This is a genomic window from Sphingopyxis sp. Root1497 (genome assembly GCF_001427085.1).
GTDB lineage: Bacteria > Pseudomonadota > Alphaproteobacteria > Sphingomonadales > Sphingomonadaceae > Sphingopyxis.
Window position 1 is genome coordinate 77,678 of record NZ_LMGF01000004.1, and the last position, 16,166, is coordinate 93,843.

Genomic DNA, 16,166 nt, shown 5'->3' on the forward strand with positions numbered 1-16,166 from the left:
GCCTTCGCCGGGGAGCAAATTGCATATGTCCCCTTTCGCCCGTTACCCGCCATTGGCGCGATGATACGCGGCTTGCCGGAACCTATCCCACCGCACGGCCCTTGCCCTCCCAGTAAGGCGCGCGCAGTTCGCGGCGGAGGACCTTGCCCGACGGGTTGCGCGGCAGCGCTTCGATGAACTCGACGCTCTTGGGCAGCTTGTACGCGGCGATGCGCTTGCGCGCCCAGGCGATGACGGCGGCGGGGTCGGGGGCCGCGCCCGCGACGGGGACGATCAGCGCCTTCACCGACTCGCCCCATTTTGCGTCGGGGACGCCGATCACCGCGACGTCGGCGACGCCGGGGCATCCCATGATCGCGCTTTCGACCTCGGCCGGATAGATATTCTCGCCGCCCGACACGATCATGTCCTTGATACGATCGTGGACGAAATAAAAGCCGTCGGCGTCGCGGTAGCCGACGTCGCCGGTGTGGAGCCAGCCGCCCGCAAGCGTTTCCTCGGTCGCGGGGCCGCGGTTCCAATATTGCTTCATCACGATGCCGCCGCGAATCGCGATCTCGCCGATCTCGCCGTCACCGAGTTCCTTCCCCTCGCCGTCGAGGATCGCCATCGCGATCCCCGGCCAGGGCTTTCCGCACGAGGTGAGCTTGCCGGGCAGATCGTGTGCCGAGGGCGAGAGATAGGAGCCGCCGCCGGCGGATTCGGTCATGCCATAGAATTGCACGAAGTCGCAGCCGAAGGTCGCGCGCGCGCGGCGCAGCACATCTTCGGCGATCGGCGAGGCCCCATAAGCGATCGACCGGAGCGCGGGATAGCGGCCGGCGGCGGCCGAGGGCTGCATCAGCATCATCTGGATCATCGCGGGGGCGAGGAAGGCGTGGGCGACGCGCTCGTGCCGAAGCATCTGGATCGCGTCGTTGGGGGTGAAGTCCTTGATGAGCAGCAGGCGGCCGCCCTGCGCCAACCCCGAGAAGCTGACATTGGTGCCCGCGACGTGGAAGAGCGGCATGACGATCATCACCGTCTCGTCCTCGCCATAGGCAAAGCCGTCGACCTCGGTCGCGGCCTCAAGGAAGGTACGGTAATTGCGGTGGGTCAGCACGACGCCCTTGGGCAGCCCGGTGGTGCCGCTGGTGTAGAGTTGCAGGACATCGTCGGCGAGATCGGGGCCGGGCAGCGCGCTGTCGGATGCGTCACCGAGCCACTGGTCGAATGGCTCGAACGCCGGATGCTCGCCGTAGAGCGCGACGAGGCGCGGCGGGTTGGCGAGACCGGCGACGGCGGCGAGCGCGCAGTCGAAGAAATCCTCGCCGACGAAGAGCAACTTCGGCGCGGCATCGCCGACGATGAAGCCGACTTCGGCGGGCACCAGCCGGTTGTTGATCGGGGCGAAACAGGCGCGTGCGAGCGCAGTGCCGAAGAAAAGCGGATACCAGGCATCATGATTCTTGGTCAGCGCCGAGATGCGATCGCCGGGCTGGATGCCGGCGGCGATTAGCGCGTTGGCGACTCGGTTCGAGCGCTTGTCGAGGTCGGCGAAGCTGGTTTCGCGGTCGCCATATTTCACCGCGACCGCCTCGCCGCGCACGCGTGCCTGCGCGCCCGGTATGTGGGCCAAGGTCCGGATGGCATCCAGATCGATCATTTCGCTCTCCCCAAGGTCAATTTTTCTTGAATTAGATAGAATACTAAGCAAATGCTTGGCCAGCAAAAAATCGAGAGGACAAGCCTTGGCTCCACTTCCCTTATTGCCGACAACGATCGTCGGAAGCTACCCCCAGCCCGACTGGCTGATCGACCGCGAGCGGTTGAAGGCGAGCCTGCCGCCGCGCGTGCGCGCCGAAACCTTGTGGCGCATCCCCGAACCCTGGCTGGCCGACGCGCAGGAGGCCGCGACGCTGATGGCGATCCGCGATCAGGAAGAGGTCGGCATCGACATCGTCGGCGACGGCGAGATGCGCCGCGAAAGTTATTCGAACCGGCTCGCGACCGCGCTGTCGGGAATCGACCGGGAAAAACATGGCAGTGCGATCGACCGCACGGGCAACGCCAATCCGGTACCGCTCGTCTCGGGTCCGATCCGCCGCGTGGCGCCGATCGAGGCGCAGGATGCGGCGTTCCTGCGGCGGCATTCGACGCGGCCGGTGAAGCTCACCCTGCCCGGCCCCTTCACGATGACGCAGCAGGCCGAGAACGGCTATTATCCCGACGCGCGCGCGCTCGCGATGGACTATGCCGACGCGGTCAATGCCGAGGTAAAGGATCTGTTCGCGGCGGGGGTCGACGTCGTCCAGCTTGACGAGCCCTATCTGCAGGCGCGCGCCGCCGAGGCCAATGCCTATGCGATCGAGTCGATCAACCGCGCGCTCGAGGGGGTCGGCGGGACCACCGCGCTGCATATCTGTTTCGGCTATGCGATGGTGCATCACGGCGCGGGCGCGACGGGACCAAAGCCCAAGGCCTATGACTTCCTTGCCGAGCTCGAAGCGTCCAACGTTGACGTGATTTCGATCGAGGCGGCGCAGCCGGGGCTCGACCCCGCGATCCTCGCCGAACTGCCGACCAAGACGATCATGTATGGCGTGCTCGACCTGTCGATCCCCGAGGTGGAGACGGCCGAGGTGGTTGCGGGGCGCATCCGCGAGGCTTTGCGTTATGTCGATGCCGAGAGGCTGTGGATCGCGCCCGATTGCGGGATGAAATATCACAGCCGGGAGCATAGCCAGGCGAAGCTGAAGGCGATGGTCGATGGGACGGCGCTGGTGCGGGGGGAGTTGAAGTAACGCTTCCCTCCCCTCCCGCAGGCGGGAGGGGAGGTCAGGCGTCGATAAACTCGCTCAGCAGCGGCACCACCACCTCGCGTGCCTCGACGGTCGGCAGATGACCGGCCCCCGCGATCACCTCGAGCCGTGCGCCGGGGATCGCGTCCAGTATTTCGTCATGATGCGCGCGGCTGGTGATGCCGTCCTTTTCGCCCCAGATCAGCAAGGTCGGCACCGCGATCTCGCCAAGGCGCGGGCGGCTGTCGATGCGCGCCATGATCGCGCGCTGCTGGGCGAGGAAGGTGTCGGCGCCGGTGTCGGCCGCCATTTGCCGCGCGATGCCGAGCAGGTGGGCGTCGTTTCGCTTGTCCTCGGGGAAGAGGATCGGGATGCGTTCCTCGACCACTTGCTCGAACTGGCCGCTCTCGACGAGGTCGATATAGCCCTGCCGCCGCGCGGTCTGGGCGGGACCGTCGGCGGACGCGAGCGTCGAGATCAGCACAAGCTTGGCGACGCGCTCGGGCGCACGGCGCATGACTTCGAAGGCGATGAAGCCGCCCATGGCGTGGGCGACGAGGGCAAATTTGGGCGGTGCGTTGTCGAGGAGGCGCCGGGCGAAATCCTCGATCGTGTCGTCGCTTTGGTTGTCGGCGACGATGATGTCGCGGTCGGGCCAGGCGTCGAGCAAAGGCTGCCAGACGGCGTCGGTCAGGAGCTGGCCAGTGATGAGGACGATGGGGAGCGACATTAGATCACCTGATGCAGGAGCGGTTCGCCGGCGGCGAGGCGGCGGCAGTTGTCGTGCGCGACCGTCAGGCTGCGCACAAGCGTTTCGGGGGTGAGCCAGGCGATGTGCGGGGCGAGCACGGCATTGGGCAGTCCGAGCAATGGATTGCTGAGCGGCAACGGCTCTTCGGCGAAGACGTCGAGGCCCGCGCCGCGGAGGTGGCCGCTGGTCAGCGCCTCGACCAATTTGCCTTGATCTACCAATTCGCCGCGCGCGGTGTTCACCAGCACCGCGCCCTTCTTCATCACGAAGGGATCGATGCTGGCGCGCGTTTCGTCGGTCAGCGGCATGTGCAGCGAGACGATGTCGCTGGTCGCGAGCAGGTCGCCGAGCGGCAGATATTCATAAGGCACGTCGCGTTTGCTTCGCGCATTGTAGACGATCTTAGCGCCGAGCGCGGCCAGCGCGGGCGCGAGCAATTGGGCCGAATTGCCGAATCCGACGAGGCCGATGGTGCGCCCGCCGATCTCGCCTACCTGATCGAGTTCGGACGGGTCGGCGGTCCAGCCTTCGCCGGCGCGGGTGCGGGCGTCGAAGAAGCAGGTGCGGCGCAGCACCGCCATCATCAGCGACAGCGCCATTTCGGCGACCGCCTGGCTGTTGGTGCCGGGCATGTTGCACACCGCGGCGCCGTGATCGCGGGCGGCATCGAGCGCGATCGTGTTCACCCCGACGCCGAGTTTCTGGATCAGTTTGAGCTTCGGCGCCGAAGCGATGAAGTCGGGGGTGACCGGGGTCAGCACATGGAGCAGCGCGGTGATGTCGGGGGCGACTGCGTCGAGCGGTTCGGCCTCGTCGACGTGGGTGACGACGCCCGGACCGAAGATGGCATCGACCGCGTCGCGGAAACCGGGGCTTGGACGCGCGTGGAGGACGATCATGCCGCGACCGCGCCGATGCTGCCCGCGAAGGCCGAGAAGCCCGCAAAGACCGCGTCGGCGCCCATCGTCTCCTCGATGCGCAGCATTTCGTTCCACTTCGCCATGCGTTCGGAACGGGTGAAGCTGCCGACCTTGAGCTGCCCGGCGTTCCAGCCGGTCGCGAGATGCGCGATGGTGACATCCTCGCTCTCGCCCGAGCGCGCCGAGACGATCGCGCCCCAGCCGCGCGCGACTGCGGCGTCGAGCGCGGCCTTCGCCTCGGTCACGGTGCCGACCTGGTTGACCTTAATCAGCGCCGCGTTGCACACCGCCGCATCGGCAGCGCGGGCGACGCGATCGGCATTTGTGACGAGCACATCGTCGCCGATGATCTGGACGCGGTCGCCGATCGCGGCCGTAACGGCAGCCATCGCCGTCCAGTCGTCCTGCCCCGCCGGATCCTCGATCGACAGGATCGGATAGCGACCCGCCCATTCGACGATGCGCGCAGCCATCGCCTCGCTCGTCAGGCGGCCGTCGTCGAGCGCGAGGCTGTAGCCCGAGGCGTCGCCGAGTTCGTTGGCGGCGATGTCGAGCGAGATGAAGACATCCTCGCCTGCGCGGTGGCCGCTCGCCTCGATCGCCCTGGTGAGCGTGTCGAGCGCATCCTCGTTCGACGCGAAATTGGGCCACCAGCCGCCCTCGTCGGCGACACCGCTGAGTGGGCCCTTCGCCTCCATCAGCGTGCCCGCGGCGCGGTAGACATCGTCGGTGATTTCGAGCGTGCGGCGGAAGCTGCCCGCTGTCGGACACATGATCATGAAGTCCTGGACGTCGGTGCGCCGCCCGGCGTGCGCGCCGCCGCCGAAAATCTGGATTTCGGGGAGCGGGATGCGGACCTTCGCATCGCCCGCGAGATAGCGCCACAGCGGCAGCCGCGCATCGGCGGCGGCGGCGTGGAGCACCGCCATCGACACCGCGACGACGGCGTTGGCGCCGAGGCGCGCCTTGTTCGGGGTGTTGTCGAGCGCGCAGAGCGCGGCGTCGACCACGGCCTGGTCGTGGGCGTCCATGCCGGTGATCGCGGGCGCGATCTCGGCGCCGATGCCCGCCACGGCGCGATTGACGCCGAAGCCGCCGAAGGCGGTGCCGCCGTCACGGAGGTCAATCGCCTCGTGCGCGCCGCGCGAGGCGCCTGCGGGGGCGATGGCACGGCCGACGGCGCCCGAGGCGAGGATGACTTCGGCCTCGACGGTGGGGCGTCCGCGAGAATCCCAGAGCTGGCGGCCGATGACGGAAGCTATAGGCGATGGCATTCTAGGTCCTTTTCCAGTGGGCGACGAGCGCGTCGATCGGTTGCGGCGCGCGGATCAGCGCACGCGCCTGATCGCGCACGATATGCTTGTGAGCGGGGTCGGTGAGATAGGGGGCGGGCGACTTGCCCTCGACGCGCGCGAGGAGCAGCGCCGCGGTGAGCTTGCCCGCGCGGAGCAGCAGATCGTCCGCATCCTCCCAGTCGATGCCCGCGCGATAGGCGGCGACGAGCGCGGCGGCGGCCGCATTCAGCTGCGCATCGCCCGACCACACCGCCTTGAGCAGCAGGTGCGTAGCGCAGAAAGCGAGGTCGAAGGCGGGGTCGCCATAGACCGCGCATTCGGCGTCGAGGAAGACGGGGCCGTCGGCGCTGACGAGGATATTCTTCGGGCTGACGTCGCCATGGACGAGCGCGATTTTGCGGCCCGACAGGTCGGCGGCAAGCGTCGTGAGCGCGGGCGCAAGTTCGGCGTCATGCTGTGCAACATAGAGCAGGAAAGGATCGACGCGCAGCGCGCGAAACATGTCGTCGTTGGGGAAGTCGGCGCGGTCGCCATCGTTGTACGCGGTCGCCGCGTGGACGGCGGCGATCCCCTTCCCCACCTGCGCGGCGAAATCCGCATCGACGCGGCCCGCCATCAGCTCGTCCTTCCACACCGGGCAGCCGGGGAGGAAGCGCATCGCAAAGGCGTGGCCGGGCAGTTCGGCGAGCACCTCGGGCGCGATATGCGGATCGACGCCGCGCGCGCGGCGCAGCCAGCGCACCTCGCTGGTGCCGCGCTCGACGGGCGCGAGCCATTCGGCGGCGACGCGCAGTTGCGGCAGCGGGCGCTTGACGACGATCGGGCCGGCCGGGCTGTCGACCTTCCACACGTCGCACGACACGCCGCCGGTCAGCGGCTGGAGCAGGACCTCGCCCTCCACCGCCAGCCCGGCGCCGCGCAGCGCGTCGATGATGTCGGCGTCCGCCGTCACGTCACAGCTTCTCCCTGATCCACGCGCCGACGAGGTCGGCGGCGTCCTGCCGTTCCTTGATCGAATCCTCGAAATAATGCGCGCCGGGGATGAGTTCGATCTTTTTGTCGGTCGAGCCTAGGAAATCGAAGATCTTGCGCGCGTCGCTGGGGAAGACGCCGGTGTCGGCGAGCCCCTGCACCACCAGCGCGGGGGTGTCGTGCTTCGCCAGATGCGGCTGGCCCTGGCACGGCGAGGTTTCGAGGCTCCACATGTTGAGCCAGGTCTTGAGCGTGTTGGCGCGGCCGATGCTGGGGGTGCGGTTGGCGATCGCGGGGTCGCCGCGATAGCACCAGTTGGGCTTGCGCTCCGACGGGTCGATCGCGGGATCGACGCAGCGGATGTCGCCCCAGCAGCGGAAGAGCGGGAAAATGCGATCGGGGATGCCTGCGGCATTGAGCCGCGCGAGTTCGGCTTTCGCCCAGTCGGTGATGCGCTGGTTGCGCGCGCGCTGGCCGGCGCGATATTTCGCAATGAATTCGTCCGAATAGGGCGGGCCATTGTCAGGGTTGAACGGGTCGAGTTCGGGGTCGGTCAGGGTCGGGTCATTCTCGTCAATCACCGAGGCATCCATCCAGTCGGTGAGGACTTCGGGGCGGCCCTGGTGCGCGTTGAAGCTGATGTAGAGGTCGCCCTTGATGAGCTGCGCGAGCGCATCCTGCCCGACCGACGGCAGGCGATCGGTGAGCGTCGGGGCGATCGCTTCGGCCTGATAGGCGCCCATCAGCGAACCGCCGCCCGAATTGCCGAGGATGACGACCTGTTCGACCCCGGCCTCTTCCTTCAGCCACCGCACGCCGACGCCGATGTCGAGTACCGCATGTTCGAGCAGGAACTGGTCCTCGAAACCGCGATAGCGGGTGTTCCAGCCGAGGAAGCCGAAGCCCTGCCGCGCAAAGTATGGCGCGATATAATGTTCGGAGAAATCGACGTTATAATGGGTGGCGATGATCGCGACCTTGGGGCGCTTGCCCGCCTCGGTCCAATAGATTCCCTGGCACGGGTGGCCGCCCGCCTGGATGCGCGGCGCGGTCGGCGGCGCGCGGCCGATGAAGGTCGCGTCGAGTCCCTCGATGCCATTGGGGTCCATGCGTCTCTCTCCTGTTTTCGGGTTGTTCTAGCGGGTGACGTCGAAGGGCAATTTATAGCCCTCCAGCCCGGCGCGGATCGCCTTCTTGTCGATCTTGCCCGTCGGGCCGAGCGGGATGTCCTCGACGAAGATCACGTCGTCGGGCATCCACCATTTAGCGATCTTGCCGTCGAGATAGGCGGTCAGGTCGGCGGCCGTCGCGCTGGCGCCGGGCTTCAATTGACAGAGCAGGATCGGGCGTTCGTCCCATTTCGGATGCGAAACCCCGACAACTGCGGCGTTGGCGACCGCGTGATGTCCCATCGCGATATTCTCGATCTCGATCGAGCTGATCCATTCGCCGCCCGACTTGACGACATCCTTGGCGCGGTCGGTGATCTGCATATAGCCTTCGCGGTCGATCGTGCTGACGTCGCCGGTGTCGAAGAAACCTTCGGCGTCGAGCACGTCGCCGCCTTCGCCGCCGAAATAGGCGCCGGCAATCGTCGGACCCTTGACCATCAGCCGGCCGGGGGTCTTGCCGTCGTGCGGCAGGCGATTTCCGGCATCGTCGACGAGCTTCATGTCGAGCCCGCAGAGCAGGCGGCCCTGCTTGAGCTTATAGGCCATTTGTTCGGCATCGGACTTGGCGGCGACCGCGGCATTGGGCACCGACACGGTGCCGAGCGGCGAGGTCTCGGTCATGCCCCAGCCCTGGATGACGTCGACACCATAATCGTCGCGGAAGGTGCGGATGATCGATTCGGGGCACGCCGAACCGCCGATGGTGACGCGTTCGAGCGTGGTGAAGCGTTTGCCGTTCTCCTGCATATACTGGAGCAGCATCTGCCACACTGTCGGGACCGCGGCCGAGTAAGTCACGCCCTCCTGCTCGATCAGATTGTAGATCGATTCGCCGTCCATCCGCTGCCCCGGCAGCACGAGCTTGGCGCCGACCGCAGGCGCCGAATAGACGACGCCCCAGGCATTGGCGTGGTACATCGGGACGACAAGCAGCACCGTATCGCGCGCCGACAGGCCGAGCGCGTCGCGCTGGAGCGTCATCAGCGCGTGGATATAGTTCGAGCGGTGCGAATAGAGCACGCCCTTGGGATTGCCCGTGGTGCCGCTGGTGTAGCAGAGGCCGCAGGCGGCATTTTCGTCAAAGCCGCCCCATGCATAGTCGGCGGGTTGACCGGCGATCCAGTCGTCGAAGGCGATAGCGGGAAAGCTGGTTTTCGGCAGAGAAGCAGCGTCGCAGAAGAAGATCACCTTCTCGATGCTCGGCACCTGCGGCAGCAATTCTTCGACCAGATCGGCGGTCGCGGGGTCGGCGATCAGCAGCCGGTCGCCGGCATGGTTCGCGATATAGGCGATCTGTTCGAGGAATAGCCGCGGATTGAGCGTGTGGAGGACGGCGCCCATGCCCGCCGCACCGTACCAGGCCGCGAGGTGGCGCGCGCTGTTCCAGCCCATCGTCGCGACGCGGTCGCCCGCGACGATTCCTTCGGCGGCGAGCGCATTCGAGACGCGCTTCGCATCCTTGTGGATCGCGGCATAGGTCGAGCGGGTGACGCCGCCCTCGGCATCGCGCGACACGATTTCGCGGGTGCCGTGCCAGTTCGCAGCATGATCGAGAATGCGGTCGACCGTCAGCGGCACATCCTGCATCAATCCCATCATCGCGCCATTCTCTCCTGTCCCCGATGGCGTCTAGCGCCTGTTTAAAGGATAGTATACTAAGTACTTTGCCTTGGCAACGCTCCCGCGCGCCTTGCGTCCCCCCTGCCCTTCTTCTAGCGTCGAAACAAAGGCAACGGGGGCCCATCGCAGCATCTTATGCGCACAAACCAATTGATCATCGCACTTTTCCAGCGCTTTTGCTGGATGGACGAGGGGCTGCAGGCGCGGCTGCACGATCGCGGCTGGCCTGACGTCAACCGTCCGCAATCGATGGTGATGACCAATATCGTCAGCGGCGTCGTTCGTCCGTCGGACATTGCCCGCAACCTGGGCCTGTCGCGGCAAGCCATCCACAGCACGATCAACCAGATGGTCAAGCTGGACATCGTCCGGATGGAAACCGACCCCGACGACCGGCGCCACATGATCGTGTCGCTGACCGAAACCGGCGCGCGGATGCGCAAGGATGCGCAGCGCGCGATGGACGCGCTGACCGCCCAGATCGCCGAGGTGCTGGGACAGGACCGCTTCGACGCGCTGCTCGCGGCGCTCGAGGACGACTGGGGCGACAATATCGAACGGGCAACGGCGCCGACGAAGAAGAAACGGGCTTGATCCACGCACCGTAGCCCTGAGCCTGTCGAAGGGCGCCTCTCGGAGAAGCGCCCTTCGACAGGCTCAGGGCTACGGTTGATATTTAGACCGCGAGCGCTTTGGCAACAGCGACCAGCCGCGCGCTGGTCATGTCGACGAGCGAGGCGGGGAGCGGCTCCCGGAGTTGCCCGGCCTCGTCGAAGGCCGCGTGCGCGTTCGGGACCAGAACCTGGTCGGGAATCACGAGCATCTGGATCGTGCCGAGGATTTGGCGCAGATGCGTGAGGCCGCGAATGCCGCCGAACGGGCTGATCGACGCGCCCATGATCGCCGCAGCCTTGCCGCGAAAGGCGGTGAGCGCGACGGGTCCTTCGTCGCCGGTCGGACGCGACGCCCAGTCGATCGCGTTTTTTAGCAGCGCCGGGATCGAGCCATTATATTCGGGCGACACGACGAGCAGCCCGTCCTGCGCGGCCAGCAGGTCTTTCAGTTTCAGCGCGTCGGCAGGAAAGGCATCCGCTTCGAGCGCGGCGGTGTAGATCGGCAGGTCGAGCGCGGCGAGGTCGACGACGGTCACGTCGGCCCCATGCGCCGCCAGCCGCGCCGCCGCGAGCGCACCAAGCGCCCGGTTGAACGATCCGTCGCGCGTGCTGCCGACGATCACCGCAATTCTGGTCATAATGCCTCCCGCTGCATTTGGTTAGAATACTAACCGATTCGCGGCGGGCATCGCAACTTAGCGCGGCCGGATCAAGCCTTGACGTCCGACAGCACCGACAGCTTTTGCGTTTCGTCGGCGAGGTTGCCGATCACGCGGCGCATCAGCGACTGCAGCACCTCGACCTCCTCATCGCTCATCCCGCGGGTCGCGATCTCGTGGATCTCGGCGTTCATCGGGGCGAGCACCAGTTCGAGCTTGCGGGCGTGCGGGGTGAGGAAGATGAAGGTTTTGCGGCGGTCGTCCTCGGTCTTCTTGCGGGTGATGAAACCCGCCTTTTCCAGACCTTTGAGCGCGACGACCGTCGTCGGCTCGCGCATGCCGACGCGTTCGCTGAGTTCGCGCTGGGTGATGCCGTCCTCGCGCCACAACTGGCGCAGGAAGCGCCACTGGCCGGCGGACACATCATGGGTCAGCGTGCGGCGTTCGAGCAACCGCGAAAAGGATCGGAAGACGACGCGCGCGAGATAGCCGATGCTGTTTTCGGGATCGGTGTAAAATTCGGCGGGATGCCGAAAGCTCTGGTTGGTTTTGGCCAATGCACTGCTCCCCTGTGGCCGCTCGCGCGGCCTTGTGCCTGTCCCGATTCTTAGAGGCCGAAGAATCGGGCGGCAACCTCTATCGTCGCCGCACCGGTTCAAACCGTCGATATGATTGGACAAAGCGGCGAAAGCAATTTACTTAGACTACTAAGTTATTTGTTCGGAGATGATCGTGCAACAATTCGTCCGGGTGCGCGGCGTCGCGGCGCCGCTACCGCTGGCCAATGTCGATACGGACATGATCATTCCGGCGCGATTCATGAAGGCGCTGACGCGGAACGGGCTCGGCGCGCATCTGTTCGAGGAACTGCGTTTCGCGCCCGACGGCAGCGAACGCCCCGATTTCATCCTCAACAACCCGACCTGTCGCCGTGCGGAGGTCCTGATCGCCGACCGCAATTTCGGCTGCGGGTCGTCGCGCGAACATGCGGTGTGGGCGCTCGACGATTTCGGCATCCGCTGCGTGATCGCGCCGAGCTTCGGCGACATTTTCGCAAGCAATGCCCGCAAGAACGGGTTGTTGCTGGTCCGCCTGCCCGAAGCGATCTGCGCGCGGCTGTGCGCCGAGGTAGCGCTGTCGCAATATGCGCCGGTCGAGGTGGACCTGACGGCACAGGAAATCCGGCTCGCGTCGGGCGAGGTCGTGGCGTTCGTGATCGATGCCGACGACCGGCGGGTGCTGATGGAAGGACTCGACGACATCGGACGGACGCTGCGGCACGAAGCGGCGATCACGCGGTACGAGGCCGCCTAGCCCAGCATATCGGGCGACGCGATCGCCCCCGCTATCGCACTTGCCGCCGCGAGCGCCGGGCTCATCAGATGGGTGCGCCCGCCGCGCCCCTGGCGGTTCTCGAAATTGCGGTTCGAGGTCGCGGCGCAGCGTTCGCCGGGAGCGAGGCGGTCGGGGTTCATGCCGACGCACAGCGAACAGCCGGGTTCGCGCCATTCGAAGCCTGCGGCGCGGAACACCCGGTCGAGTCCCTCGGCCTCGGCCTGCCGCTTGACGAGCCCCGAGCCCGGCACGACCATCGCGCGGATATGCGGCGCGACGTGCCGGCCGCGGGCGATGGCCGCCGCAACCCGCAGATCCTCGATCCGGCTGTTGGTACAACTGCCGATGAAAATCCGGTCGAGCCGCTGGCCAGCGATCGGCCGACCGGGCGTCAGGTCCATATAGGCGAGCGCCCGTTCAGCCATCGCGCGCGCATCGAGGTCGGGCAGTTCGGACGGATCGGGCACAAGCTCGCCGATGCCGACGACCTGCGACGGATTGGTGCCCCAACTGACCATCGGGCGAACGGCGGCGGCGTCGATGCGCAGTTCGCGGTCGAAGGTCGCATCGGCATCGCTGGCGAGGCCCCGCCAGCGGGCGACCGCCCCGCCCCATGCGTCCCCGGTCGGCGCCGCCGGACGCCCGGCAAGATAAGCAAAGCTCGTCTCGTCGGGCGCGACCAACCCGGCGCGCGCACCCATTTCGATGCTGAGGTTGCACAAGGTCATGCGCGCCTCCATCGACAGCGCGCGGACGGCCGCGCCGGCATATTCGACGACATGGCCGGTGGCACCATCGACGCCGACGGTACGGAGCAGGTGCAGCGCCAGGTCCTTGGCCGAAACATCGGCCGGAAGCGCGCCATCGACCGTGATCCGCATGCTCCGCGACTTGCGCTGGCGGATCGTCTGGGTCGCGAGCACATGTTCGACCTCGCTGGTGCCGATGCCGAAGGCGAGCGCGCCGAAGGCGCCGTGGGTCGAGGTGTGGCTGTCGCCGCAGACAATCGTCATCCCCGGTTGCGACCGCCCCTGTTCGGGTCCGACGACATGGACGATGCCGTTGCGCGGATCGCCCATTGCAAAACGCTCGACGCCCGCACGGTCGGCGTTGACCTCCAGCGCCAAGAGCTGCGCGCGCGCCGCTTCGTCGGCGACCCCCGATGCCCCGGCCGCCTGCCCTTCGGTCGGAACATTGTGATCGGAGAGGGCCAGCGCGCGTTCAGGCCTGCGCACGATGCGGCCCGAGGCCGCAAGCGCCGCGAAGGCCTGCGGAGAGGTCACCTCGTGGAGCAGGTGCAGGTCGATGTAGAGGATCGATTCGCCATCGTCCTGCGCCACGACATGCGCGTCCCATATCTTGTCATATAATGTGCGCGCTCGCGCCGGATTGGTCATGCCGCATCATCCCCGCCGGCACGACTTCGGTGCGCGCCATAATACTTAGATATCTAACTTATAAGGCATGTTCGCGGTTCGTATCAAGCGCTTTTCCGCCAATCCCGATTTTCACAATCATGCAATACTTAGTAGTTGAAGTATTATTTCGGCATGATATGAGAGCCTCGGGAACGAGGATAGAACCGACGGTACGAACCGAGGATGGATAATCCCGACCGGCGACAATACGGCACAAGCCGACACACCCGTTCCTTGGACAGACGAGCCGGATGCGTGCGCCGCACTTCCGAACGCGATTATGCGTGCGGAAACGGATTCCGCGCGCCGGCGAACGGGAGGACGACATGAAGACCGCTTTGCTATTGCTTTCGACCGCCGCAATCGCGCTTTCAGCCGCGCCGGCGCACGCTCAGGATATGGCCGCCCAGGCCGCGACCGACGAAGGCACGACCGCCGACGACACCTATGGCGAAATCCTCGTCACCGCGCAGCGCCGTTCCGAAAGCGTGCAGGACGTGCCGATCGCCATCTCCGCCTTCAACAGCGAGATGGTCGAGGCGAGTGGCAGCACCAACATCACCAGCCTCAACGGCCTCGCGCCCAATGTCGTGCTGCAGACGCAGGGCCTGGTCGCCAACGTGCCGATGATCTCGATCCGCGGCATGAGCACCGCCGACCCCGATCCGAACGCCGACCCCAAGGTCAGCACGATCATCGACGGCGTCTATATACCCTTCGTGTCGAGCACGATGCTCGACCTGTTCGACGTCGAGCGGATCGAGATCCTGAAAGGCCCGCAGGGGGTTCTGTTCGGCAAGAACAACCTTGCCGGCACGATCAACGTCATCAGCGCGCGCCCGACAGACGATTTCGGCGGCGAAGCGCGCGTCTCGCTCGGCTCCTACGGGCTCAAGCAGTTCCGCGGCAAGATCAACTCCGGCCGCTTCGCGAACGACGCGCTGGCGGCCAAGATTGCGGTCAATTTCCGCGACTATAATGGCTATGCGCGCAACGTGATCACCGGCAACCGCCTGAACGGCGCCAATGTGAAGTCGGTGCGCGGCGCGCTCGAATATGATCAGGGCGGCGCGTTCGATTCGACGCTGATCGTCGACTGGCTGAAGCAGAAGACGATCGGCCCGGCGCCGCATGTGCTCGACAATGGCGATCCCAATTGGGACCTGCTGCCCGACGCGGTGAAGACCGACGTCTATAAGGCGGCCGTTCTTTTCGATCCCTATGCCAAGACCGAAAGCTATGGCGGGTCGTGGAATTCGAACCTCGATGTGGGTTGGGGCACGATCAGTTCGGTGCTCGGCTATCGCCACCTGACCTATGTCACGCGCGGCGACTTCGACGGCCTGATCACCCCCGCCCCGCAGCTCGACGTCACCCGCGATTTCTCGGGCGAATCGAAGAGCGCCGAACTGCGCTATGTCTCGCCCGCCGGCGAGCCGGTCGATTTCGTCGTCGGCCTCTATTATCAGGCGGATAAATGGCGTCAGTTCAACACCGTGCTCGCCAACCCGACAACCACGACGCTGGCCCAGCTCCATCAGGACACCGAAAGCTATGCGTTGTTCGCGCTCGTCAATGCGCATCCCGCCGACGGGCTGACACTGTCGATCGGCGGCAGGTACAGTCATGATCGCAAGAAGTACGACATCGCATCGCAGGCGTTCGTCAACGGTAACCGAATCTCGTCCTTCGCGAGCAGCCTGGAGGCCTCGTGGGCCGAGTTCACGCCGCGCCTGACGGTGAATTATGAAGTCACCCCCGACGTCATGGTCTACGCCAATTATTCGCAGGGCTATAAGGCCGGCGGCTATAACTCGCGCGGCACCATCCCTGAAAATGTCGGCCCCTATGATCCCGAGCGGGTTACCGCATTCGAGCTTGGCGCCAAGACCGACCTGTTCGACCGGCTGCTGCGCCTGAACGTCGCGGGCTTCCTCAACAATTACCGCGACCTGCAAAGTTCGGTAACCAAGATGGGATCGGTCCGCGCCGAGAATGTCACGACAAATATCGCCGCAGCGAAGATTTATGGCTTCGAGGTCGAAAGCGTGCTGCGCCCTGCAACCGGCTTCTCGATCGGCGCCAATGTGGCCTATCTGCATGCGCGCTACACCGACTTCTGCGCGGACACCAACGGCGTGTTCACCAATGGCGCGCCAGAGCCGGGCCAGTGCGGGCCGGCGGTGCCGGTCCTGCTCAACGGGGTTCCCAACGGCACCTTCGCGGTTCCGGTCGATTCGTCGGGGTTGGACCTCGCCAATGCGCCCAAGTGGAGCGGTAGCCTGTCGCTCGACTATGCGATCCCGACCTCGTTCGGCGAGGTGAAGCTGCACAGCGACGCGCGCTATTCGGCGCGCTTCAATACCTGGGGCCGCAGCAACAATCCGGGCTATTACCGCAACGAGGTGGTGCTGGTGAATGCGAGCATCGCGGTCGCCGGCGATGACGAGCGGTGGAAGGTCACGCTTTATGGCACCAACCTGACCGACAAGAAGGTGATGTCGGGCGCGACCAATGCGGGCGCAACGCCGATCAGCCAATTCTATCAGGCGCCGCGCGAGTTCGGGGTCGACTTTGCGGTGAAGTTCTAAAATCCTGCGCCCGCGGTGCGTGAGGCGCGCCGCGGGCCG

Annotated in this window: 14 protein-coding genes; 4 read left to right on the forward strand and 10 right to left on the reverse strand. The window is 65.9% G+C overall.

All coding sequences use genetic code 11. The features are described from left to right. Positions 1–82: 82 nt before the first annotated feature. A complete protein-coding gene (locus tag ASD67_RS11930; RefSeq protein ID WP_056347452.1) occupies positions 83–1,645 on the reverse strand; it encodes a long-chain-fatty-acid--CoA ligase in 1,563 nt (520 codons plus the stop codon). Between ASD67_RS11930 and ASD67_RS11935 the strand changes: the two genes are divergently transcribed. Further along, a complete protein-coding gene (locus ASD67_RS11935) occupies positions 1,626–2,783 on the forward strand; it encodes a 5-methyltetrahydropteroyltriglutamate--homocysteine methyltransferase (RefSeq protein WP_443028036.1) in 1,158 nt (385 codons plus the stop codon). The genes ASD67_RS11930 and ASD67_RS11935 overlap by 20 nt on opposite strands. A 34-nt stretch (positions 2,784–2,817) precedes the next feature. On the opposite strand, the gene ASD67_RS11940 is transcribed toward ASD67_RS11935, so the two are convergent. From ASD67_RS11940 to ASD67_RS11965, 6 genes are read right to left on the reverse strand one after another with little or no spacing between them, the layout of a single operon-like run. Then, positions 2,818–3,510 carry an alpha/beta fold hydrolase gene (locus ASD67_RS11940; protein WP_056347456.1) on the reverse strand — a complete coding sequence of 231 codons (693 nt, stop codon included), beginning with the start codon at positions 3,508–3,510 and terminating at the stop codon, positions 2,818–2,820. After that, complete coding sequence (locus ASD67_RS11945; protein ID WP_056347458.1) at positions 3,510–4,430, reverse strand: NAD(P)-dependent oxidoreductase; 921 nt, start codon at positions 4,428–4,430, stop codon at positions 3,510–3,512. Before ASD67_RS11945 ends, ASD67_RS11940 begins: the two co-directional genes overlap by 1 nt. Beyond that, positions 4,427–5,725 (reverse strand): phosphopyruvate hydratase, encoded by a 1,299-nt coding sequence (gene eno, locus ASD67_RS11950; RefSeq protein WP_056347460.1) that lies wholly within the window; start codon positions 5,723–5,725, stop codon positions 4,427–4,429. The genes ASD67_RS11945 and eno overlap by 4 nt, the downstream gene beginning before the upstream one ends. Position 5,726: 1 nt before the next feature. Next, positions 5,727–6,698: a phosphotransferase family protein gene (locus ASD67_RS11955; RefSeq protein WP_056347462.1), complete on the reverse strand. Its 972-nt coding sequence runs from the start codon at positions 6,696–6,698 to the stop codon at positions 5,727–5,729. A 1-nt stretch (position 6,699) separates the two neighbouring features. Then, complete coding sequence (locus tag ASD67_RS11960; RefSeq protein ID WP_056347464.1) at positions 6,700–7,827, reverse strand: alpha/beta hydrolase; 1,128 nt, start codon at positions 7,825–7,827, stop codon at positions 6,700–6,702. A 27-nt stretch (positions 7,828–7,854) separates the two neighbouring features. Then, positions 7,855–9,489: a long-chain-fatty-acid--CoA ligase gene (locus ASD67_RS11965; RefSeq protein WP_056347466.1), complete on the reverse strand. Its 1,635-nt coding sequence runs from the start codon at positions 9,487–9,489 to the stop codon at positions 7,855–7,857. Between the two features lie 171 nt (positions 9,490–9,660). On the opposite strand from ASD67_RS11965, the gene ASD67_RS11970 reads away from it, so the two are divergent. Continuing rightward, positions 9,661–10,104 carry a MarR family winged helix-turn-helix transcriptional regulator gene (locus ASD67_RS11970; RefSeq protein ID WP_235535668.1) on the forward strand — a complete coding sequence of 148 codons (444 nt, stop codon included), beginning with the start codon at positions 9,661–9,663 and terminating at the stop codon, positions 10,102–10,104. An 82-nt stretch (positions 10,105–10,186) separates the two neighbouring features. On the opposite strand, the gene ASD67_RS11975 is transcribed toward ASD67_RS11970, so the two are convergent. Together ASD67_RS11975 and ASD67_RS11980 are read right to left on the reverse strand one after the other, a co-directional pair. Continuing rightward, a complete protein-coding gene (locus ASD67_RS11975; RefSeq protein ID WP_056347470.1) occupies positions 10,187–10,762 on the reverse strand; it encodes an NADPH-dependent FMN reductase in 576 nt (191 codons plus the stop codon). 71 nt (positions 10,763–10,833) lie between these two features. Next, complete coding sequence (locus tag ASD67_RS11980) at positions 10,834–11,340, reverse strand: MarR family winged helix-turn-helix transcriptional regulator (protein WP_056347472.1); 507 nt, start codon at positions 11,338–11,340, stop codon at positions 10,834–10,836. A 175-nt stretch (positions 11,341–11,515) separates the two neighbouring features. Between ASD67_RS11980 and leuD the strand changes: the two genes are divergently transcribed. After that, entirely contained in the window at positions 11,516–12,097 is a 582-nt protein-coding gene (leuD, locus tag ASD67_RS11985) for a 3-isopropylmalate dehydratase small subunit (RefSeq protein ID WP_056348459.1), read from the forward strand. Here the strand turns inward: leuD and leuC are convergent. Beyond that, positions 12,094–13,515: a 3-isopropylmalate dehydratase large subunit gene (leuC, locus tag ASD67_RS11990; RefSeq protein ID WP_056347473.1), complete on the reverse strand. Its 1,422-nt coding sequence runs from the start codon at positions 13,513–13,515 to the stop codon at positions 12,094–12,096. The genes leuD and leuC overlap by 4 nt on opposite strands. 347 nt (positions 13,516–13,862) lie before the next feature. On the opposite strand from leuC, the gene ASD67_RS11995 reads away from it, so the two are divergent. Further along, positions 13,863–16,127 carry a TonB-dependent receptor gene (locus ASD67_RS11995; protein WP_056347475.1) on the forward strand — a complete coding sequence of 755 codons (2,265 nt, stop codon included), beginning with the start codon at positions 13,863–13,865 and terminating at the stop codon, positions 16,125–16,127. Positions 16,128–16,166: the final 39 nt, after the last annotated feature.